We start from the raw sequence: 21,810 nt of genomic DNA on the forward strand, positions 1-21,810 counted from the left end.
TGCCGATGATGAATTGGATGGAAAAAGAACTTGCGGACATGACGGACGCCTCGTTAATGCGTTCTTTGCGTGTAAACAGCCTGGTTCTGGAATGCCCTGGTTATACGGTTCGTGGAGAACGCCTACTCCTCAACCTGTCTTCCAATGATTATCTTGGACTCTCGCAGCATCCCGTCATTGTGGAAGTGATGCGCGAAACGCTGCTGAGCGAAGGGGTAGGCTCAGGTGCATCGCGTCTTGTGACAGGCAACCGGGCGCCTTATGGCCGACTTGAGGAAGCACTGGCCGGTTGGCAGAACTGCGAAGCAGCGCTTGTTTTTGCAAATGGATATATGGCGAATTCTGGTGTGATTAGTGCGCTAGTAAGCCGAGGTGATGTTGTTTTCAGCGATCAGCTAAACCATGCCAGAATTGTGGACGGTACGATATTGAGCCGTGCGGAGCTCGCTCGGTATCGTCATAACGATATGGAACATTTACGTTTCTTATTAAATAAGTACCGTGATAAACGGCGAAAGCTGATCGTTACAGATGCCGTCTTCTCGATGGATGGCGATCAGGCGCCTTTGTGTGAACTCGCGCTGCTCAAACGCGAATACGAGGCGATGTTGATGGTGGACGAGGCACACAGCGGAGGAATATACGGGCGGCGTGGCGAGGGATTATGCCATGAACTCGGGGTGCAGGATGAAGTGGATGTCCATATGGGAACGTTCAGTAAATCTTTCGGTGTGTATGGAGCCTATGTGTGCGGTAGCCGCACACTCATTCGTTGGCTGATAAATAAGGCTAGGCCGCTCATCTATTCAACAGCGCTGCCCCCTTCTCTTGTAGCTGGTATTTCAAAAGCTTTGGATATGGTACAAACAGAGCACTGGCGCCGGGAACGACTTCACGAGGCAATTAGGCTGTTTCGGTCTTCGCTAAACGAGGCAGGGTTTGATGTTGGTAACGGTGACTCTCCAATTGTACCGATAATCATCGGCGATAATGATACGGCTATTCGTTTCAGTGGTGCTCTTGAAGAGGAAGGGATCGCTTCGGTTGCCATCCGTCCCCCTACGGTGCCTGCTGGTACAGCTCGTATTCGCTTCTCATTGTCAGCCGTTCATTCGAATAAGGAATTGATTGATGCTGCTGAGCGAATCCGTACCGTCGGGCTTCAACAAGGAGTGCTATGACTATGATTGTTGCATCGACAAGCGCCACCATCTTATGGCTGACCGGATGGAGCATGCCGGATACGGTTTTCGATCGACTTCGCGAGTTAATGCCGGATTTTCATCATGTTTCCGTCGATTACAGTGATGCCGACTCTCTGGAGAAAATGCTTCTGCTTACTGAAACGGCGGTAGAAAACATGAGATCTTCGGATATTTCTACAGGTAAGACAAGGGATTTCCGTGGTCCACTGTTAATCGGAGGTTGGTCGCTCGGCGGATTACTGGCGTTGAGGCTAGCGATTAAAGGTTTTGCTGATGGGCTGGTGTTGTTTGCGGCTACAGCTCGTTTTACCCGTTCTATTGAAGAGATGGACCGCGGCTGGGCAGATGCCTACGTTAGGCAGATGATTATAGAACTTAAGAAGGACCCACAAGCCGTTGAAACAAAATTTCGGCAGGTTATGTTTACAGAAGCAGAGTGGGAGGCCGGTCTTGGCAAAAGATTTCCTCTCATTGGCAGCTGGACAACTCCAGCACTAATTGCTGGTCTTCAGATTTTGCGATGTGAGGAAGTCTTGTCAGGGCTGCCGGAAATTAAATGTCCGGTTCTGCTTGTTCACGGCATGGAGGATAGGATTTGTCCTTACAATGCTGCGGCAGAGCTTGCAGCACAATTGCCTCTAGCAGAGTTGCTTTCCATACCGGACAGCGGGCATGCGCCGTTTTTGGGAAGAGAAGATGAGATAGCTGAGAAACTGAGGCGATGGTGGGATGAGCAGAAGGATAACGGATATTGAGCGCCAATTTAATCGTAGTTCAGCGGGTTCGTATGATATTCACGCCAATGTGCAGCGCATTATGGCAGAGCAGCTTGCCAAAACTCTCATCGCGTGGAAGGGCGAAGAGACGTCTAATATTCTTGAGATTGGTTGTGGCACGGGTACTCTGACCAGAATTCTGGTTAACGAATGGTCCAAAGCGTCTATTACTGCACTGGATATTGCACCTGGCATGATCAAAGTGGCGGAGCAACGTGTCCGATCAGGTACGGCAAGCCATTTGGCTATCAGCCAAAGTCAACCAGATCGATTAAGCTTTATTCATGCCGATGTAGAAAAGTGGTCGGCAGATGTGCAAGCAGCCTCGTTCGACCTCATTGTCTCGAGCGCCTGCTTTCAATGGCTTAAGAATCCGAGGCAAACGTTACGTCACCTTCGGCAGATGCTTCGTCCTGGAGGCTTACTGGTGTTCACAACATTTGGGCCGAGAACGTTTTACGAGCTGCATCAGTCATTTCATGACGTGTATCGAACCATGGACATGGAACCTCAGCGGCACGGACTGTCGTTTCAAACCGATTATGAGTGGAAAACCTCGCTCATGGAAGCAGGATTTTCAAGTTTCCACAAAGAACGGTTGATTCAAAAAGAAATATATGCTTCCGTAAGAGATTTTCTACTATCGGTTAAAGCAATGGGGGCTAGCACTTCGGAAGCTGCCGCTACGCCTGGCCTCAGCTCGCGAAGGCTGTTCGCAGGCATGTTTAAGGCATACGAAGAAAAGTTCAGCCTACAGGGAGGCATCGCAGCCACTTATGATCTTCTCTTAATCCAAGCTAGGGTCTCTCATGAATAGGTTCACGGATAGAGAATCAGATAATTCTGATAGCTCTATCCTTTTTTTTATTTCCACACACTTTTGACATATTTATGTGGTACAGTTTGGAAAATAGGGCGAGGGGGGAGATCATGGGAGCACCATGGACTAACAAGGAAGTCGTTCATTTATTACATCGAGCGGGATTTGGTTCCACTGGGGAAGAAGTTACTGCTTGTGTTGCACTAGGTCGTGAGGAAACGGTGCGACGTCTAATTGCAGGAGAAGCATTGATCGATCAGGCACCGTCGCTAACTCCATTTGACCAACTAACTGCTGATGGCAAGAAGTCACTAGATCCGCTGCAATTAGCTGATCAACAAATGTACTGGTTATATCGAATGGTATATTCCAATGCTCCGCTCATTGAAAAGATGTCATTGTTCTGGCATGGACATTTTGCAACGGCGAATTATAAGGTTAATGATGTCACGTTAATGGTTCAACAAAACACCCTTTTTCGCCAACATGCACTAGGAAATTTCAAAGAACTCGTCCTCGCCATAGGTAAAGATCCTGCCATGATGATTTGGCTAGATGTGAATCGGAATAAAAAAGGGAAACCGAATGAAAATTATGCCCGCGAAGCCATGGAGCTATTCACACTAGGTATCGGTCACTATACAGAGACTGATGTGAAGGAAGCGGCGCGCGCTTTCACGGGATGGACTTATGATAAGAAGGAAAATAAAGTAGGTTATAATCCTAAACAACACGACAATGATACGAAAACGCTGCTTGAAGAAACGGGAAAGCTGAATTCGGAAGATGTAATTGAAATTATTTTCCATCAAAAAACGCTGCCGATCTTTCTTGCTACGAAGCTGCTCAAATATTTTGCAACGGACAGCCCCTCTGATAGCTGGATTCAAAAAGTTGCCGAACAAATATCAAAAAAGGCTACTGTGGGGGAAGTACTGCAAGAGTTATTCCTATCGGACGAATTTTACGATGAGAAATTGCGGTTATCTCTCATCAAAACACCGGCTGACTATGTGGCAGGTATTCTCAAATGCTGTAAGCTAACTGTGTCGAAGGGGCATGCACAAGCGATGAGGAGGATGGGACAGGAGCTATATGCTCCGCCGGATGTTGCCGGTTGGAGAGGAGGCACCTCTTGGCTGAATACAAACGTCTTATTAGCAAGGTACCAGTTTGCCGAGTCCATTGCCAAGCAGCTGAACGGGAAGGTGCTCTCATCGGCAGACTATACACCTGAACAACAGGAGCGTCCGGAAGAATGGGTGAAAATGTGGAGTCAGCGTATGGGAATCACGGATTTATCGGATAAAACATTGCAGGGTTTACGTGCATACGCAGACGATACCATTATACATACAAAGCAAAAAAATGCGGGATTGAGAGGTTTGCTTCAATTAGTGCTGATTAGCCCGGAAGCTCAAATGAAATAGCAAGGGGTGAGAAAAATGAAATTATCACGAAGGGATTTTCTGCTGAAAGGTACAGCCATGTTTGCGACTTTAGGCCTAGGCGGGGCTTTATTTACAGCAACGGGAAAATCGATTTTTGCTGGCGGTGTTGACGATAATGTTGATGAACCCGTGCTTGTTGTTGTTCAGTTAAGCGGCGGAAATGATGGCATTAATACGCTAATCCCTTATGGACAAGGAATTTATTATGATGCGCGCCCGACGCTGGCTTACCAGCAGAAGGATGTGCTTGCGTTGGATAATCAAGTAGGTTTGCATCCGAGTTTAGTTGGCCTCGCTGCACTTTATAAGCTCGGGAAAATGGCTGTCGTACAGGGAGTTGGATATCCGGAACCCGATCACTCTCATTTCCGCTCTATGGAAATTTGGCAGACAGCTGAGCCAGCGAAGATGAGTCGAAGCGGTTGGCTTGCACGCTATGCGGAGTCTTCTTTAAGAGATAGCAGCAATCCGCTCAAAGCTATACAGATTGGCGCAGGTGGCAAGGCATTTGCTTCAGAGAAGATGAGCTTTCCTGTTATCCAATCTTTAGAAACCTATCATCTGATTGATCCGAAAACTGCGATGATGGACAAAATTCGGATCACCAAAGCATTCTTGGAGATGTATGGTGTGCAGAATCAGACGGAACAGCTGCGCGTCGTATCAGGGCGTGGATATGAAGCCTTCAAAAGTGTTGAAGCGATTCAAGCTTTAACGGCTGCTTATGCGAATAAAGTGGAGTATCCTAAAACTAATTTTGCAAGGGATCTCCAATTAGTATCTAAGCTGCTGGCCGGTAAATCAGGCACAAGAATATTTAATGTGCAAATCGGCGGTTTTGACGATCATGCGGATGAGAAGGTACAGCATGCCAAAGTGCTGACTCAAGTTGACGAGGGTCTGACAGCGTTCTATAAAGACTTAGAGTCACAAGGACTGCAGGACCGTGTTGTGGTGATGATGTTTTCGGAGTTTGGGCGCAGGGTGAAGGAGAACGGAAGCGGCGGAACCGACCATGGAACGGCAGCTCCGATGTTTGTAATTGGAGGCAAAGTGAATGGCGGTCTCTATGGAGCGTACCCGAGCCTGAGCAATTTGGACAATGGGGATTTGAAGTATGAGGTTGATTTCCGAAGTGTTTACAGCACGCTTATAGATAAATGGTTGAAAGGTGACGCAACGGCAGTGCTTGGCAAGTCCTATGAGTCTTTAAAATTTATCTAATGAAAGCCGAGGTCCTGTGCCTCGGCTTTTGGTTTTTAGTCGTTCATGGTAACCTGTTAAAAAGGAAAAAATTCTTCGTGCTGGTGGAGGTGCTTTAACGGTGAGCATAGAGCCTATTTCGGATCATCTGCAGGAGGATTTAAGGATACTTTTCGTGGGCTATAACCCTAGTGTACGATCCGGAGAAACGGGTCACCATTATGCGAATCCGAACAATCGTTTTTATCGGATCCTTTTCCAAGCGGGATTAACACCACGGCTGTATAAACCTCAAGAGGATGGGGATCTGTTGAAGCTCGGTTACGGGTTTACGAATATCGTGGCCCGCCCTTCTTTAACAGCTGCAGAAATTACGTCAGAGGAATACCGGGAAGGTCGACTTATTTTGAAAGAAAAGATCAAAGCCTATCGTCCAAGTATTGTCTGTTTTGTAGGGAAAGGTGTGTATGAACAGTATAGCGGCCGTAGGGGAATGAGTTGGGGGACTCAACAGGATCCGATGGTTGAAGGTGTGATCGACTATGTATGTCCCTCTTCTAGCGGGCTGGTTCGGATGAAGCTTGAGGAGATGGTTGCTATTTATAGCGGCATCAAGAAATGTATCGGAACGGAGTTGGGGAACGGATGAATATCCCATGGTTGGAGTGGGCCAAAGAGATTCAGGCCATTAGTCAAGCGGGGCTTACTTACGGTGAGAATGGCTATGACTTGGAGCGATACGAGGCGCTGCGCAAGATCAGCGTGGAGATGATGAGTTATTTCTCAGAGACACCGATCGATAAGGTGACAGCTTTATTCGCCAGCGACACAGGTTATCAGACGCCGAAAGTGGATATTCGGGCCGTCGTATTGAGAGAGAACAAGCTGCTGCTGGTGAAGGAAAGGGCCGACGGTGCTTGGGCTTTGCCTGGGGGCTGGGCGGACATCGGCCTCACACCGTCGGAGGTCGCCGTCAAGGAGACCCGCGAGGAGGCCGGCTATGATGTCAAGCCGGTGCGATTGCTGGCGGTCTTCGATAAGAAGCGCCACGCGCACCCGCCTTCGGCCAACCACGTGTACAAGATGTTCATCTTGTGCGAGTTGGTGGGCGGGGAAGCACTTGAAGCCGGGCTGGAAACGACCGGCGCCCAGTTCTTCGGCGAGAGCGAGCTGCCGCCGCTATCGGTGGAGCGAAACACCGCTGTGCAACTGCAGCGGATGTTCGAGCTTGCCCGTGACCATACAGCACAGACGCTGCTCGATTAGCCATGAGTGTAAGGACTTTACCGCTTAAGCACAGGTTCCAGTTGTGCGATAAGTTCCTCCATTTGCTTCGAGCATTGTTCGTACATTTCTTTTGCAGCTTTATTATTCGTAGTAAGACCAAACAACATCAGATCGCCTTCGCACTTTTTTAATGTAGCAAATAGGTTTGCTTTTTCCTGTGGCACAGGTACCATGATCTTGTCGTCAAATAAATCCACATACAATTGGCTGTAAGAATCGACTTGTCCTAGAAATACATTTTCAATCGTCACACCCAATTTATCAAGTTCTGTTTTAAGCCATCCTCTGTTTAAACCGATAGTGGCCAATGCTTCATCCATGATTTCACCGTCCATGATAACCGCTTGGGGCTCCTGTTCAGGTGCAACTTGGATGCCCAAATGTTTGGCAGTCAACGGTTGGTTTTTTCGAGCCAATAGGACATTAATATCCCCATCTGGTTCCATGATCGCAAATTCTACATCAGCGACTTTAAATACCGATCTCTTTCTTAATTGCTCCATAAGTTCATCGGTGGTGAGTCGTTCTTTCTTTAAATTATCTTCCAAAACTTTACCGTCTCTAATGAGCACGGTTCCTTTCCCATCAATAAAATCCCGCATTTTTTTGCTTTTTAGCTGCAAAAATTCAATCCCTAAAGAGCACGCGACCCAAGCAGCTAAGGATACCAAACCTAAATACCAATCCTTTTCCAATGATATGTAAGCCGCGAGATTACCAATTGTAATACCAGTTATGTATTCGAACAAGGAAAGTTGAGAAACTTGTCTTTTTCCCAACAACTTTGTCATAAAGAAAAGCACGACAACTGACAATAATGTCTTTAAAAAAATTTCAATCCATTCTGGCACATCGGTTCCTCCTCTTTGATTAAATCCAATCGGTTAAATTGTTTGTAGAATTCTTGAAATTTATACAAAAATAAGATGTTAATTCCAGTGTGGGACTCATGCCTCAAACGGGAACACGCCCAACGGCTCGTACGCTGGCAGGCGGCCCAAGTGGCTGCGGTAGAGGACAATGTCCTCTACCCGCCACGCGGGCCAGCCGCCGGCAGGCGCCCCAGCCGCTGCTAGGGCGGAGCGCTTGAATGGCCCCGCCGCTGTGCGGTAGCGGCGGGCTAGGGTGAGATGCGGCCGATAGGCGCGAGCCTCGGACGGGAAGCCGTGGCGGGCGCAGACGCCCGCGACCTCGCGCTGCAGCGCAGCCAGCGCGTCGAGGTCGCCGGCGAGGCCCGCCCAGAGGATCGACGGCGCCGCCGGAGGTCCGAACACGCCGAGGCCCTCGGCGTGCAGGGTCAGCGGCAGCGCAGCTGCTGCAAGCTGGCGCAGGTCGGCCGCCAGCGCTTCGGCGGTCTCGGCGGATGCGTCGCCGAGGAAGCTTAACGTAACGTGGACATCCTGCGGATGGGTCCACTTTTGGAAAGGCAGCACCTCTTGGAGGCTGCTTTTCCATATATCAAGCACCCGCTGGACGTCTTGCGGGAGCTGAATGCCTACGAACAGCCGATACTTCTCTGAGGCGTTCGTCGAATTTGAATTGTTCGTCGAGCTTGAGGCGTTCGTCGAATTTGAATTGTTCGTCAAACTTGAGGCGTTCGTGGAACTTAAATTGTCTGAATTTGCAGAGTTCAAGATGTTTTCGTTTGCCAATTTTACAGCGTATGTAGAACTTTTTCCTATCATATCGAGCAATGTCATAAGTAACTTAAGCTCCTTTTGTATCCAAATCTGTTCTCTTCTTCGTACTTCTCCTAGCATTTCCAAGTGAGGTTTTACTTGATGCATGAAGAGAATATTGCTATCATAGCGATAATACAAAAAAGCAAAGGTGTGGTCATTCATGGGAAATAGGGCCTATAACTTTAACGCAGGGCCTGCGGCATTACCGCTCGAAGTACTGCAGAAAGCACAAGAGGAGCTTGTCGAATTTAAAGGCATCGGCATGTCCATCATGGAAATTTCGCACCGCAGCGCGGAGTTCGAGCAAGTACATAATGAAACACAGCAATTATTGAAACAAATTTTTAGCATCCCTGACGGGTACCAAGTGCAGTTTCTGCAAGGTGGTGCGAGTACACAATTCGCCATGATTCCGCTTAATTTTCTAAAGCCAGGTAAAGTAGGCAGCTATGTGCTAACAGGTGCATGGGCGGAGAAAGCTATTCAGGAAGCAAGCTTGTTCGGAGAAATTGCCATCGCAGCAAGCTCGAAAGAACAGAAATTTATGAAAATTCCGGACTTAAGTGAAATCAACATTCATCCGGATTCCGCTTATTTGCATCTGACTTCGAACGAAACGATTGAAGGCGCTCAGTTCCAGAGCTTTCCGGATACAGGGAATGTGCCGCTAATTGGGGATATGTCCAGTGATATCTTGAGCCGTCCAGTTGATGTTTCGAAATTCGGAATGATCTATGCTGGTGCGCAAAAGAATCTAGGTCCTTCTGGAGTAACTGTGGTTATCGTTAAGGAAGATTTATTACAAGATCTGCCTAAAACGATTCCAACCATGCTTCGCTACGAAATCCATAGCAAAAACAATTCCCTTTACAATACACCACCCGTTTATTCCATCTACATGATGAATCTAGTATTAAAATGGATTCAGGAACAAGGCGGACTAGCGGTCATCGAAAAAAATAACCTTGAGAAATCAGGCCTAATTTATAGCGCAATCGACCAAAGCGGTGGTTTCTATCGTGGACCTGTTGATGCAGGCAGTCGTTCAGCCATGAACATCACGTTCCGTTTGCAGGATGAAGAGTTGGAGAAGAAGTTCATCAAGGAAACCGAGCAGAACGGATTTGTTGGGTTGAAAGGTCATCGCAGTGTAGGCGGTTTGAGAGCATCTACGTATAATGCTGTTCCCTATGCCTCATGCAAAGCGCTCGCTGAGTTCATGAGTGATTTCCAAAAACGCAACGGTTAAGAAATAAGATTAAGCTATTCACGGCACCCTCGTGTGCGTGTGAATAGCTTTTTTTATTTCTGGATAGGATTGTGGCATCTTGGCTATTAACGACCTTAGACCGACTCTGGGAGGGCTTAATGAGCCTGTAATTGGGATGTGTTGGATCTATATCTAGTGAGCTCAAAGCCCTATACTAGCTTTCGACAAATTCGAAAATTTCAAGTCAAAATTGAAAAAATATTTTCAAAGCCTTCCGAGCCACGTCCTGTATAGGTTTACGTATTTTACTAGTCAAAATGGGCCTTTTTACTCGTTGACAAACACAATATATTGATATAAATTTGAATCTATCAACTAGATATCGTAAAAAAAGCGATACACACAACTGCTAGAATTTGTGAAAAAATAGAGTCAAAATCCGTGATAAACCGCATGATTGACGCCTTTTTCCTAGGATGCCTATTCCTAAAATTCGCATATTTTGTCGAAAGGACAACGGCGTATTCGATCTCGAATTGCACGGGATGATTCATTTGTTTACTACATATAGGGTTACTTACATACGAGGTACTAGATAGAGAATAAGAGAGTGTTAGGAGACGGAAACCTATGCTGATTGCTTACGATTCGAAGACGGGAAATGTACGCCGATTTATTGCTAAGCTCAAAATGCCAGCGATTCAAATTGAGGAAGCGATGAAGATGGATGAGCCTTTCGTGCTCGTTACTTATACAACCGGTTTTGGTCAAGTTCCACCGAAGGTAGCTTCTTTCTTAGAAAGCAATGCCTCTCGTCTTCTCGGAGTAGCAGCAAGTGGTAACCGCAACTGGGGAGACGGATTTGCCAAAAGCGCAGATACGATCTCACAGCAGTACGATGTGCCCGTGTTAACAAAGTTTGAGTTATCCGGCACCAAAAATGACGTAGAACGATTTGTTCAGGGGGTACATGCAATTGCGGCACATTGAGCTGAATAATTTATTGATGCAACGCGGAGCGGACGGCTTTTTCCAACTAGAGAAGGATAAAGAAGCTGTTGAAGTTTTTATGAAGGAAGTCCACAGTAAAAGCCTCACTTTCCCCGATACTTCTTCTAAAGTTCGTTATATGATCGATCATAACTATTACGAGAACGTATATGAGCGCTATACGCAAGATGAAGTTAACGATGTTTACCAAGTAGCCCACGACAATCAATTCGAGTTCGCCTCTTACATGGCAGCTTCGAAATTTTATACGGATTACGCTTTACGCAGTGATGACAAGTCCTTATACCTGGAACATTTCCCAGATCGCGTCGCTATTGTTGCTTTGTACTTGGGTCGTGGGAACGTAGAAACTGCACGCGTTCTTGCAGTATCGATGATGGAACAACGCTTGCAACCAGCGACACCGACGTTCCTTAATGCAGGTAAGAGTCGCCGAGGCGAGATGGTATCCTGCTTCCTGCTAGAGATGGACGATTCGCTTAATTCAATTAACTACGTGCTGGCTACCTGCATGCAGCTTTCCAAAATTGGCGGTGGCGTAGCCGTTAACTTGTCCAAGCTTCGTGGGCGCGGTGAAACGATCAAAGGTGTGGAAAACGCCGCAAAGGGTATTATGCCGGTACTTAAGCTCATGGAAGATGCCTTCTCTTATGCCGATCAAATGGGGCAGCGCAAGGGTTCAGGAGCTGCTTACTACAACATTTTCGGCTGGGACGTTATGGAGTTCCTTGATAGCAAGAAAATTAATGCGGATGAGAAATCTCGTCTGAAAACTCTGTCAATCGGCCTTATTGTACCGAACAAGTTCTACAAATTGGCTGAAGAGAACAAGCCGTTGCATGTTTTTGCTCCTTACACGGTCCTGCAAGCCTATGGCAAGCATTTGGACGATATTGATCTCGATGAGATGTACGATGAACTCTTGGCCAATCCGAAAGTGAAGAAGAAGGTTGTCATGAGTGCGCGTGACATGCTCATCAAAATTGCGACGACTCAACTGGAATCCGGTTATCCATATATGATGAACCGTACGAATGCGAACAAGGATCATGCCTTGAAAGGTATCGGTACGATTAAAATGTCTAATCTCTGTACAGAGATTTTTCAACTGCAAGAAACTTCGGAAATCAACGATTACGGCCAAGATGACCTTATTCTTAGGGATATCAGCTGTAACCTCGCGTCTATGAATATAGCGAACGTAATGGATCGTAAGAAGCTGCGTGAAACCGTGCACGAGGGCATGATTGCATTGACTTCTGTTAGTGATATGACGACGATCAGCAATGCGCCGGGGGTTGCCAAAGCGAACCGTGAGCTGCACTCCGTTGGTCTCGGTGTTATGAATCTTCATGGCTACTTGTCTAAGAACAAAATTAGCTATGAGAGTGATGAAGCCAAAGATTTCGTCCGCACGTTCTTCATGGCTATGAACTATTATTCGATTGAGAAAAGTATGGAAATTGCCAAATCCTCGGGGCAAACCTTTGAAGGTTTTGAGCAATCCGAATATGCGAATGGCGCTTACTTCAACCGATACACGGAGACGGATTACCGTCCGCTTACGGATAAAGTGAAGTCACTGTTTGAGGGAATGCCGATTCCGTCACCAAGCGACTGGGCAAAGTTAAAAGAAGATGTAAAAACCAATGGTCTCTATCATGCTTACCGATTGGCCGTTGCGCCAACACAAAGTATTTCTTATATTCAAAATGCAACTTCGAGTGTCATGCCGATTGTAGAACCTATCGAGACTCGAACTTACGCGAACTCAACAACGTACTATCCGATGCCTTTCATGGCGCGTGATAATTTCTTTTACTATAAATCTGCTTATCAAATGGATCAGTTCAAGATTCTTGATCTTATTGCTGAAATTCAAACGCATGTGGATCAAGGAATCTCGACCATTTTACACGTAAATAGTGATGTTTCAACAAGACAACTTGCTAAACTATACCTCTATGCGGCACACAAAGGACTTAAATCGCTCTACTACACGCGAACAAATCAGCTATCCGTTGAGGAATGCGTCAGCTGCTCGGTGTAATTTGGAAGGGGATTGATTATAAATGAGTACGGCTACTACCCTAAATAATGCCAAGAAAGCTGTGAACTGGAATCGTCCCGATGATGATTTTACGATCACTTTCTGGAATCAAAATATTATGCAGTTCTGGACAGATGAGGAAATCCCGTTATCTGATGATAAAATGTCATGGATCACATTAAGTGGTGCAGAACGTGAACTTTACATGAAAGTACTTGGGGGCCTTACGCTGCTCGACACCATGCAAGGCGGCGTTGGCATGCCGAAGATTCTTGAGCATGTCGATGGTCTCCAGCGCAAAGCTGTGCTAAGCTTCATGGGGATGATGGAACAAATACATGCGAAATCTTACAGCAGTATTTTCACCACGTTGTCTACAACGGAGGAAATCAATGAACTTTTCCTCTGGGTGGAGCGCAATCCTTATCTACAGTTCAAAGCCAACAAGATTTCTCATTTCTACGAGAACATTGGAACGACGAAAGAGCTGTATCTAGCTATGGCTGCATCTGTCTTGCTGGAGAGCTATTTGTTCTATAGCGGCTTTTATTATCCGCTTTACTTGGCCGGACAGGGGAAAATGACGAGCAGTGGCGAAATCATCGATTTGATTTTACGCGATGAGAGTATTCATGGTCTGTACATCGGTGTATTGGCACAAGAGGTTTATGCGGAATTAAGCCCTGCTGAGCAGGATGAGGCGTATGAGACATTGTGTGCCTTGTTGAAGGAGCTTCATGCCAATGAGGAAAGCTATACAGAGAGCCTCTATGGAACTTTGGGCTTGGCAGAAGAAGTGAAAGCTTTCTTACGCTACAACGCGAATAAAGCGTTCATGAATCTTGGTGTAGACCCCCTTTTCGAAGAAGAGGAGATTAATCCGATTGTTCTTAACGGTCTAAGCACGAAGACGAAGCAGCATGACTTTTTCTCGAAAAAGGGGAATGGATATGTCCGCACGATTCACGTTGAAGCGTTGACGGATGATGATTTCCTTTTTGGGGATTGAACATAAAGAAGGACCTGACGGTTGTCGTCAGGTCCTTTGTTGTTCAGCGGGGGAGGGTTTTGGGGTAAGTAAGGCTGCCTTCACCTTCGGTTCAGTCATCCATCTAGATCCCGCCACTTTCCCTTGATGCTGCATAATGGAGACCGCGGTAATCAGAAGGATAGGGGGTTTTGAACAGAAATTGACCTTAACGAACTCGGCATACTCTTGAGAAATGATTTCGTTGGCATAGTTATTGGGCTGCAAGGAACTCATTGTTCAAGAAGTCCCTTAAACGGTTTAAAGATGAACTGAAGGAGCGTGGTTGGACCCGGCGTTCGGGGCAGATCCAACATGGACAATAGCCAAACGAGGAGAATCAGCGACACAAAGACGGCCTTATCCCGTTTCGGCTTTTGTTTGAGCTTAGGCCATTCAAACCAACAGATTAGTAGTACGGCGATCGTAACGCCGCAGAAAAAACTCCATCTCATTTTTCAATTACCTCTTCTTTAGGCATCCCCCCTGGCGAGTTAATAAGTCCGGGTCTGAGGATCTGTGTTTTAATGTCAAGATTAACTTCAACCTTAGGAAACAACTCCTCCCAATTGTCTTTATTTTTCTCCCATTGCTTAGGGTACTTCCTATGAAATTCGGTGGCAAAGTCAAGTATGTCTACCTTTAACCGCTCCTGAACCTCTTGAAGCGCTAGCTGGATGCGTCCTCTGACGTCATTCGCGAATGCCTTGTTCATTTTGCTTAACAAGTCTGGATTGATAGGATTCAATAGGGTACTATTTTGAACGATATCTCCTTCCGTCTGCACTTTTAGGGTCATCATCCATTTTTCCCCTTCGATTTTCGGAATCAGCTTTACGTTTGCTTTAACTGGTTTTAAGGAAACGAGCCCTTCCGACTCATTAGCCTCATAGGTAACTGTGTACTCTTTAATTTCATTTTTAATCCACATCACCCCCCGTGTTACTTTTTCTGAAATTTCCCCAACCATCTTGTCTTTTTTGAAGACAGCGGTCCCGAAGAGGTAAGGAATGGTTTGGAATGGTTCTGCCGATTTATTTTTCGGGAGAATATAGACAAGCGGAAGAGCGGCCGTATGAGAATCTCCTTTTAACATGATGCTCATTTGTTCAATGGTGACACTGATTCCAATCTGCAATTCGCTTAACTTCCGCAGTACTTCCGCTGAAGAGCGCTCGATTGGAGGAAATAATTCGAGTGCATCCGCCGCTTTGCCTTTACTGATAAACATAAAAGCTCTTTCTCTCGGCTGGGGATGACGAACCAAAAAATCAAATTGTTCCCGAATACCTGACTTTGCAAGCGAATCGCTGAATATAAATATTTTGCATTGTCCCCAAAACAGCTTCCGTGGGATTTTTCGTTGAAGCTTGGACAGCGCGTCAGCCGTGTCGAATCCGTGTTCCTCTGTTCGAACGGTTGTCTTTTTTGCCGTACCGCCACCACCACCACCACCTATCATCCCCGCTCCGCTCTGGTTCTGAGGAATGACGACTTGTACGGACACTTTAACCTGGTTATCCTCCGATTTGTCGAAGGCTAACGCGGTTATAAGCGCCAAATCATTGAGTTCTGTACGATCCCAGCAACCACCAAGCAAGCTAATAAGAAGGATCAGGATTAATGACTTTATGTATATTTTCATGGAGACGGCTCTCCTCCACCAATCATTTTTCTTTTACGTAAAACGGCAGCAATGAACAAACACAAAGGGATGAGCGTCATGAGTAACGGTTTATAGAAAGGAGGTAAAGTCTTTGCCATAAATCCTAATATCGAATAATTAGGTACGGCCCATATACTGAAAACAACAATAAGAATTCCGAGAGGAAAGACAGCAGGACGATAATCCGATAATTGAAAGCATTGTCCAAATGAAAGGACAGCCGCATAGTAAAGTATGCTAATTCTAACAAAGTTCCCAAGTACCCACATCGCCAGAAGCAAGACCTCCAAATTTTCAAAGAAATTGCCAATACTAATATAGCGGAAGAGCGTCAAGACGGGATTAATTTTGTTGCTGGTGTCTGGCCCAAGCAAAAATAAGGTGATTAGCCCAATATAAGTTATACTCAACATGACAGTACAGAGCGAAATGAGTCCTCACTTCCTCCCTTTTTCCGAATCCATCAAGTAGGGCAGGAAGAATGCCATCATAAACATATCGCTTACCGCGGCATACACTTGGAATGTTCCTTTGACAATAGGCGTAATTCCATGGCTAAAGATGGGGAACATGTTCTTAACATCCAGATCGGGGATTAGAAGCAAAAGAAAAAATAAAGGCAAAATAAAGAGAGGAGTGACAATGACAGCACTCCTTGCCAACAGCTCGACTCCGCCGCGTACGGCAAAAGCGGAAAGCAGGATAATGGAGGAAATAATTAACAAAATTGGCGTCTTAAACAGAAAACTGCCCGTAACGAATTCGGCATACTGTCGACTAGCCACTCCACCGACATGCACAAAATACAGAACGTAAACCATTCCCAAGATTTTCCCGGGTATTTTTCCAATAATATGTTCGATGTATTGGATAAAGGTCATCTTCGGAAATAGCTCGTGCAACCTGGTAGCCAAATAAATGGGAATCAAGCCCATCAAAGCTGCCAAAATGTACGACATCCAAAGATCGTTTTTGGTATATTGGGCCGTAATGGTTGGCAGGGAAAGAAAGGCAGTAGCTGACACATTCGGATACATCATGATCCCTAATTGAAAGGCAGAAATTTTTCCTTTCTCCAACATCATCGTTCACCACACTTTGGTTAGTTTTCAATCTATGTGCTTATTGTTCTTCTAATGATCGATATCAGAATGGCTGATTATCTCCTTCTCCAATCGATTTTCCTTTACGTAATAAGGCCACAATCAGTAATAGCAGGGGGATAAGCAGCAGAACCGACAGTAAATAGAATGTATCAAAGTACGTTATAAAAAATGCTAACCTAGTGAAGCTCGGTAAATCCCACATGCTTAACGCTACTATGAAAATTCCAAGAGGAAAGACATAAGGACGATATTCCGACAGATTCAGCCATTGCCCGAATGAGAGTACGGCCGCATAGTAAAATACCCCGATTTTAATGAAGTTTCCGACGACCCACATGGCCAAGAGTAAGGCTTCCATATTTTCGAAAATATTGCCGACGCTGATATAACGGAAAGCGACAAAGACGGGATAGGTTTTGTTGCCTACGTCCGGTCCCAGCAAAAATAAGATAAGCAGGTTGACATAAATCATACTCAATGTAATGGCGCTGAGTGAAATAAAACCCCATTTCCCGCCTTTTTCTGGATCTGCCAAGTAGGGCAGGAAAAAGGTCATGATAAAAAATTCACTTACCCAGCCCATCGGCGCGGCGGATCCCTTGATCACGGGGATTATCCCATGACTCAGGATGGGGAAGATGTTTTTAACGTCCATATCGGGGATTAGAACCAAAAGAATGAAAATAGGAAGTATGAAGATAGGTGTAAAAATAACTGCGCTTCTTGCCAATATTTCCACCCCGCCGCGTACGGCAAATGCAGTGAGTAGGATGATGGAGGAAATAACCAACAAGATTGGGGATTTGAACAGAAAGTTGCCCTTAACAAAGTCGGCATACTGACGAGAAATAATTCCGGTTGAATGTAGAGTAAAAACGAAGAAAACAAAACCAACGAGTTTTCCAGGGATTTTCCCGAGTATGCGTTCACTGTATTGGATAACGGTCATCTTCGGATAGAGCTCGTGCAACCGGGTCGCGATATAAACCGAAATAAAGCCCAGAATAGAGGCGAAAATACTCGTTAGCCAAAGATCATTTTTGGCATATTGGGCTGTGATGGTCGGCAACGCAAGAAGGCCTGTGGCCAGTACAGTCGGATACATCATAAGTCCCAATTGAAAGGCTGAAATTTTCCCTTTATCCAACAACAACGTTCACCTCCACTCTGGATTATGCCTCGTCACTTCGATCAGGTCCCGGTTTTTGACCAGGCGACTGGCGGTATTCGTTGTAATCTCCCGTAAAGTGCGGACGCTTATCCATCATCCACCAAGGAGCTCTGATCAAAACGTCTTTCAGTTCGTCTATTTTCGGAGCTCCGATAGAGGCCAAGTAAGGAACACCGAACGAGCGCAAGCTGCACAAATGAAGAACAATGGCTATGATCCCCATCATAATGCCAAGCAGGCCCAACGTCCCTGCGAGAAAGATCAACGGAAAGCGCAGCAACCGAATAGCAATTCCGGCAACGTAGCGTGGAATCATAAAGGAAGAGATGCCGGTGATGGCAACGATGATGACCATCGGCGCAGAGACAAGTCCAGCCTGAACCGCTGCTTGTCCGATGACGAGCGCCCCGACAATGCTAACGGCAGCGCCTACCTGTTTGGGCAATCGAACTCCTGCTTCACGAAGCGCTTCAAAGGTAACTTCCATCATTAGCGCTTCGATCAATGCCGGGAAGGGGACCGATTCGCGAGAAGATGCCATACTGATTAACAATGAACCTGGCACCATCTCTTGATGGAAACTAATAACCGCCACATAGAGTGACGGAAGTAATAGAGAGATCAAAGTAAAGCTATAACGCAGCCACCGTATGACGGTACTTACCCAGAAACGTTGATAATAATCTTCCGCTGCCTGCAATAAGGAAAAAAAGGTGGTGGGAGCTATTAAAACGAATGGGGTTCCCTCCACAAGAATGGCTACACGCCCTTCCAAAAGGCTGCTGCAAGTTACATCGGGGCGTTCCGTACTTAGCAGCTGCGGAAAAGGAGAGTAGGGACTATCCTCAATCAATTCTTCGATATTTCCGCTTTCTAGAATTCCGTCTATGCGAATGCGATTCAGCCGATTCTTGACTTCTTCTACCAGCGTCTCATCGACAAGCCCTTCGATATAGGAGATGACGACATTCGTTTGAGTATAATCGCCGATTTTCATGGATTCCATTTTGAGGCTGGGACTTTTGATAATACGGCGTATTTGGGAAGTGCTGATTCGCAAGGTTTCCGTAAAGCCTTCGCGCGGGCCGCGAATTCCTGCTTCAGCCGCTGGCTCTTCGATGGCGCGTTTCTCCCATTGAGTTAATCCTAAAGCAAGGCCGCATGCTTCATGATCACGCAGCAGGATCGGATTGCCGTTCGATAAATATTCAATGCATTTTGAAAATGTAGGACATTCATTCGCATAAGAAACAGATATTTTTCGCTCGATTAGTTGTCGTATTTCGATTGTTTCTTCTGTGTCCTCTTTCATAAGAGGGGCAATGACATATTCTTCGAGCCCTGTAGAATTAGTTAAACCATCGATGTACATTAAGAGGGCTTTCGTTTTTCCGCTAATTAAAAAAGAACGGTAGATGACATCCGAACAATTAGCATAGATGGAGCGAAGAATTTGTTCATTTTGCTGTAAATTCGGATAAAGAAACTGCTGGTGCTCATTATCGGCAGGATGCTGCTGAACAAGCTGCTGAGTGTGTTTGCTTTTCAGTAATTTAAAAAAGTACTTATTCAAGAGTTCTCCCTCATTTGGAATTAATTGCATGGATTGAAGTTCAACAGTAGGTTGAGCTTAACATTCCATTTTTATACAGTAGGCAACATTTCGAATTTTACCTTCAATCCTTCCATATTTTCTGTATAATGATGGTGAAAGCAGTTACAACATGGTGATGAGGGGTAATCCAATGAGTCTTGCTCGAATCCGCTTCAACAAACGCAGTGTTATCGTCACATGGCTCATATCTTATATTTCTGTACTTCTTATCCCGATTATCATTAGTGGGATTCTATACGCAGCTGCCTGGCATGTTGTGGAATCGGAAGTCAACCGTGCGAACAAGTCCGCCCTAGAGCAGATGGAGCAAGCGATTGATAATAGCCTTCGCGGTATTGAGCGGTTAAGCTTGGAAATCGCTTTAAGCAAGATGGTAACTGGTTTCATGAATACGGTGAAGCCATTGACCGATAGCGACTATTACGATTTGGTCAGCATTGCCAACGATCTGCGGGTATACCAAACAGCGAATGATTTTATTGAACAAATCTATATCTACTATCGGAATAGCGACACGGTTATATCGACACGTGATCACACGAACAGCCGTATGTTGTTTGAAAAGATCCGCGAGAAAGACGGAATGAGTTACGAGGAGTGGGCGAAGTTTTTTGAGAAGCCTTACATCCAGGAGTATGCACCCATTACGTTTAGGGAAGACGGCCATGCAGTCAAAGCTGTCATGTATGCCAAATCCGTCATACTCGCCAACCCGGATCATCCAGGCGCAGTCATTTTATTTGTCATTAAGGATTCCAAGCTGCTGGATAATATTCCATCCACGTCGGATAAAACCTCAATAGCGGTACTCGATAAGGAAAACCGTCTAATTGCTTCAACTGGTATTGAATCTAGAACGGACTTTCTGGATTACGACAATCTTTCTGGTAAAAATGGGATGTTTATCAGTGAGGACTCCGGTAAAAGGGCAGCCGTTTCTTATATCACCTCAAGCAGCACAGGTTGGAAATACATTTCAACGATTCCCGCCGAATTATATGATGATAAGATGAAATACATGAAAAAGCTGATTTATGCCAGTGTGATCTTGAGTCTTATCATGGGCGGTCTTGTCACCTATCTCTTTTTGAGAAAAAATTACAACCCCATCAACCTGCTGATTCGGAGCTTTTCTGTGAAGTCAGGGATATCCTTTCATGAAGGCTCGAACGAGTATGGATTTTTACAAGATGCGTTGAACAATACGTTCGCAGAAAAAGAACAGATTGACCGCCGGCTGCACCAGCATCGTGACGCTATTCGTTCGCATTTTCTTCAGGGGCTGCTGAAAGGCCGTTCGGAACAAAATGTCCCGATACACGAATCGCTTGCAGCCCACGATATTCAGCTGGCATCGCCGTATTTTGCTGTTCTATTATTCCATATCGAGCATTACGGCAAGTTTGAGATCGACGAATATGCCGCTCCCGAGAAGGTGAGGATGCTGCATTTCATTATTATGAACGTCGCTGAAGAAGTGATCGGTCATCACAATCGAGCTTTCATTACGGAAGTAGACAATATGCAAGCGTGCATCGTAAATTTCGGGACAGATCCGGATTCGCAAGAGTTGAAGCGTATTGCTGAGCAGGTAAAGTCCTTCTTACTGGACCATTTCCATGTCCATTTGACCGTGGCGATCAGCGGCATCCATCAGGAGCTGTATGGGATTCCTCCAGCTTACCAGCAAACCTTAGCGGCTTTGGAATACCGGCTCGTTATGGGAAGCGGGGAAATTATTGGGTACGATGATTTACCGAGCTCTGAAACGGTTAGACAATCCAGAAGTTATTACTATCCATTGTCTGTAGAGCATCAACTGATCAATTTTGTGAAATCGGGCGATTTTGAGAAATCGAGTGCGATCATAGACGAAATCATTGAGATCAACGTATCGGACGCGTCCCTGTCCGTACCGCTCGCTAAGTGTCTCATGTTCGATTTGACCAGTACGCTGCTAAAAACGATGGATGAAATCGGTACGAGCAGCAATAATCGGGCGTTAATCGTAAAAACCGACCAGATCGACCGATTGATGAGCAGTTCAACCATCAAAGAGATGAAGGTGCAGATTCGAGAAGTGCTGAGTCAGGTGTGCCGATTCATTCAAGATGACCGTGGGCAGGATCATAACCAACTTAGCCAGCAGGTTATCGAGTATGTCAAAAGCAATTACGCTGAGGAGAATCTGAACATCTCGATGGTGGGCGATAAGTTTGGGTTAACGCCTTCCTATTTATCCAAACAGTTCAAAGCACAGACGGGCGAAGCGCTGCTTGATTTTATCAGTAGAACCCGATTAGAAGAAGCAAAGCGGCTGCTTTCTCTTCAAGTCTTATCAGTCACGGACATTGCAAAAAAAGTCGGATACTCCGACATGAATACGTTCAATCGGATTTTCAAGAAATTCGAGGGCATTACACCGGGCAAATATAAAGATATTTGATTATCCAGTTAGCTCAGGAATGTCTTTAAATACGAACTAATGTTTGGTATAATGAAATCAAACATATGTTCGGGAGTGATTTTT

Annotated in this window: 18 protein-coding genes and 1 pseudogene; 12 read left to right on the forward strand and 7 right to left on the reverse strand. The window is 45.7% G+C overall.

Features of this window, described 5'->3' with window-relative positions; all coding sequences use genetic code 11:
• Window positions 1–8: 8 nt before the first annotated feature.
• The 7 genes from bioF (at window position 9) to G519_RS0107460 (ending at window position 6,721) form a co-directional block, all read left to right on the forward strand.
• Window positions 9–1,181 (forward strand): 8-amino-7-oxononanoate synthase, encoded by a 1,173-nt coding sequence (bioF, locus tag G519_RS0107430; RefSeq protein ID WP_029194138.1) that lies wholly within the window; start codon window positions 9–11, stop codon window positions 1,179–1,181.
• Window positions 1,182–1,183: 2 nt separating this feature from the next.
• Window positions 1,184–1,960 (forward strand): alpha/beta hydrolase, encoded by a 777-nt coding sequence (locus G519_RS0107435; protein WP_244280053.1) that lies wholly within the window; start codon window positions 1,184–1,186, stop codon window positions 1,958–1,960.
• Complete coding sequence (bioC, locus tag G519_RS0107440) at window positions 1,935–2,798, forward strand: malonyl-ACP O-methyltransferase BioC (RefSeq protein WP_029194140.1); 864 nt, start codon at window positions 1,935–1,937, stop codon at window positions 2,796–2,798. Before G519_RS0107435 ends, bioC begins: the two co-directional genes overlap by 26 nt.
• A gap of 113 nt (window positions 2,799–2,911) precedes the next feature.
• Window positions 2,912–4,231: a DUF1800 domain-containing protein gene (locus tag G519_RS0107445; protein ID WP_036632303.1), complete on the forward strand. Its 1,320-nt coding sequence runs from the start codon at window positions 2,912–2,914 to the stop codon at window positions 4,229–4,231.
• A gap of 15 nt (window positions 4,232–4,246) precedes the next feature.
• Window positions 4,247–5,476, forward strand: a complete 1,230-nt coding sequence (locus tag G519_RS0107450) for a DUF1501 domain-containing protein (protein ID WP_029194142.1) — start codon at window positions 4,247–4,249, stop codon at window positions 5,474–5,476.
• Between the two features lie 106 nt (window positions 5,477–5,582).
• The gene (locus tag G519_RS42160; RefSeq protein ID WP_036632326.1) at window positions 5,583–6,104 is read left to right on the forward strand and encodes a mismatch-specific DNA-glycosylase; all 522 of its coding nucleotides are present in this window, start codon (window positions 5,583–5,585) and stop codon (window positions 6,102–6,104) included.
• The gene (locus G519_RS0107460; RefSeq protein WP_029194143.1) at window positions 6,101–6,721 is read left to right on the forward strand and encodes an NUDIX hydrolase; all 621 of its coding nucleotides are present in this window, start codon (window positions 6,101–6,103) and stop codon (window positions 6,719–6,721) included. Before G519_RS42160 ends, G519_RS0107460 begins: the two co-directional genes overlap by 4 nt.
• A gap of 17 nt (window positions 6,722–6,738) precedes the next feature.
• Here G519_RS0107460 and G519_RS0107465 read toward each other — a convergent pair whose 3' ends face one another.
• Together G519_RS0107465 and thpR are read right to left on the reverse strand one after the other, a co-directional pair.
• Entirely contained in the window at window positions 6,739–7,593 is an 855-nt protein-coding gene (locus tag G519_RS0107465) for a DUF421 domain-containing protein (protein WP_029194144.1), read from the reverse strand.
• 96 nt (window positions 7,594–7,689) lie between these two features.
• A complete protein-coding gene (gene thpR, locus G519_RS0107470) occupies window positions 7,690–8,586 on the reverse strand; it encodes an RNA 2',3'-cyclic phosphodiesterase (RefSeq protein ID WP_127528104.1) in 897 nt (298 codons plus the stop codon).
• Here thpR and serC point away from each other — a divergent pair.
• The 4 genes from serC to nrdF all read left to right on the forward strand — a co-directional run bounded on the left by serC (window position 8,585) and on the right by nrdF (window position 13,704).
• A complete protein-coding gene (gene serC / locus G519_RS0107475) occupies window positions 8,585–9,673 on the forward strand; it encodes a 3-phosphoserine/phosphohydroxythreonine transaminase (protein WP_029194146.1) in 1,089 nt (362 codons plus the stop codon). The two genes, thpR and serC, sit on opposite strands and share 2 nt — an antisense overlap.
• Window positions 9,674–10,264: 591 nt before the next feature.
• Window positions 10,265–10,624: a class Ib ribonucleoside-diphosphate reductase assembly flavoprotein NrdI gene (nrdI, locus tag G519_RS0107480; protein ID WP_029194147.1), complete on the forward strand. Its 360-nt coding sequence runs from the start codon at window positions 10,265–10,267 to the stop codon at window positions 10,622–10,624.
• Window positions 10,611–12,695, forward strand: a complete 2,085-nt coding sequence (gene nrdE / locus G519_RS0107485; RefSeq protein WP_029194148.1) for a class 1b ribonucleoside-diphosphate reductase subunit alpha — start codon at window positions 10,611–10,613, stop codon at window positions 12,693–12,695. Before nrdI ends, nrdE begins: the two co-directional genes overlap by 14 nt.
• Window positions 12,696–12,717: 22 nt before the next feature.
• Window positions 12,718–13,704, forward strand: coding sequence for a class 1b ribonucleoside-diphosphate reductase subunit beta (nrdF, locus tag G519_RS0107490; RefSeq protein ID WP_029194149.1), 987 nt, complete (start codon window positions 12,718–12,720; stop codon window positions 13,702–13,704).
• Window positions 13,705–13,955: 251 nt separating this feature from the next.
• On the opposite strand, the gene G519_RS0107500 is transcribed toward nrdF, so the two are convergent.
• The 5 genes and pseudogenes from G519_RS0107500 to G519_RS0107520 form a co-directional block, all read right to left on the reverse strand.
• On the reverse strand, window positions 13,956–14,177 hold the full coding sequence (locus G519_RS0107500; RefSeq protein WP_029194151.1) for a hypothetical protein: 222 nt from the start codon (window positions 14,175–14,177) through the stop codon (window positions 13,956–13,958).
• Window positions 14,174–15,367 (reverse strand): Ger(x)C family spore germination protein, encoded by a 1,194-nt coding sequence (locus G519_RS0107505; protein ID WP_029194152.1) that lies wholly within the window; start codon window positions 15,365–15,367, stop codon window positions 14,174–14,176. The genes G519_RS0107500 and G519_RS0107505 overlap by 4 nt, the downstream gene beginning before the upstream one ends.
• Window positions 15,364–16,473: pseudogene (locus G519_RS42165) on the reverse strand (GerAB/ArcD/ProY family transporter). Before G519_RS42165 ends, G519_RS0107505 begins: the two are co-directional and overlap by 4 nt.
• 61 nt (window positions 16,474–16,534) lie before the next feature.
• Window positions 16,535–17,647, reverse strand: a complete 1,113-nt coding sequence (locus G519_RS0107515; RefSeq protein WP_244280054.1) for a GerAB/ArcD/ProY family transporter — start codon at window positions 17,645–17,647, stop codon at window positions 16,535–16,537.
• A 19-nt stretch (window positions 17,648–17,666) separates the two neighbouring features.
• On the reverse strand, window positions 17,667–19,268 hold the full coding sequence (locus tag G519_RS0107520; protein ID WP_127528105.1) for a spore germination protein: 1,602 nt from the start codon (window positions 19,266–19,268) through the stop codon (window positions 17,667–17,669).
• Between the two features lie 142 nt (window positions 19,269–19,410).
• Here G519_RS0107520 and G519_RS0107525 point away from each other — a divergent pair, with 142 nt between their 5' ends.
• Window positions 19,411–21,726 (forward strand): helix-turn-helix domain-containing protein, encoded by a 2,316-nt coding sequence (locus G519_RS0107525; protein WP_029194155.1) that lies wholly within the window; start codon window positions 19,411–19,413, stop codon window positions 21,724–21,726.
• The last annotated feature ends 84 nt before the right edge of the window (window positions 21,727–21,810 follow it).

It is taken from the genome of Paenibacillus alginolyticus DSM 5050 = NBRC 15375, assembly GCF_000422905.1.
GTDB classification, from domain to species: domain Bacteria; phylum Bacillota; class Bacilli; order Paenibacillales; family NBRC-103111; genus Paenibacillus_E; species Paenibacillus_E alginolyticus.

Coding starts and splice junctions, on each gene's coding strand:
- G519_RS0107525 (WP_029194155.1), top strand. CDS start 19,411: ATGAGTCTTGCTCGAATCCGCTTCAACAAACGCAGTGTTATCGTCACA.
- G519_RS0107500 (WP_029194151.1), bottom strand. CDS start 14,177: ATGAGATGGAGTTTTTTCTGCGGCGTTACGATCGCCGTACTACTAATC.
- G519_RS0107450 (WP_029194142.1), top strand. CDS start 4,247: ATGAAATTATCACGAAGGGATTTTCTGCTGAAAGGTACAGCCATGTTT.
- thpR (WP_127528104.1), bottom strand. CDS start 8,586: ATGAATGACCACACCTTTGCTTTTTTGTATTATCGCTATGATAGCAAT.
- G519_RS0107520 (WP_127528105.1), bottom strand. CDS start 19,268: ATGCAATTAATTCCAAATGAGGGAGAACTCTTGAATAAGTACTTTTTT.
- G519_RS0107505 (WP_029194152.1), bottom strand. CDS start 15,367: ATGAAAATATACATAAAGTCATTAATCCTGATCCTTCTTATTAGCTTG.
- bioF (WP_029194138.1), top strand. CDS start 9: ATGAATTGGATGGAAAAAGAACTTGCGGACATGACGGACGCCTCGTTA.
- nrdI (WP_029194147.1), top strand. CDS start 10,265: ATGCTGATTGCTTACGATTCGAAGACGGGAAATGTACGCCGATTTATT.
- serC (WP_029194146.1), top strand. CDS start 8,585: ATGGGAAATAGGGCCTATAACTTTAACGCAGGGCCTGCGGCATTACCG.
- G519_RS0107460 (WP_029194143.1), top strand. CDS start 6,101: ATGAATATCCCATGGTTGGAGTGGGCCAAAGAGATTCAGGCCATTAGT.
- nrdF (WP_029194149.1), top strand. CDS start 12,718: ATGAGTACGGCTACTACCCTAAATAATGCCAAGAAAGCTGTGAACTGG.
- bioC (WP_029194140.1), top strand. CDS start 1,935: ATGAGCAGAAGGATAACGGATATTGAGCGCCAATTTAATCGTAGTTCA.
- G519_RS0107435 (WP_244280053.1), top strand. CDS start 1,184: ATGATTGTTGCATCGACAAGCGCCACCATCTTATGGCTGACCGGATGG.
- G519_RS0107445 (WP_036632303.1), top strand. CDS start 2,912: ATGGGAGCACCATGGACTAACAAGGAAGTCGTTCATTTATTACATCGA.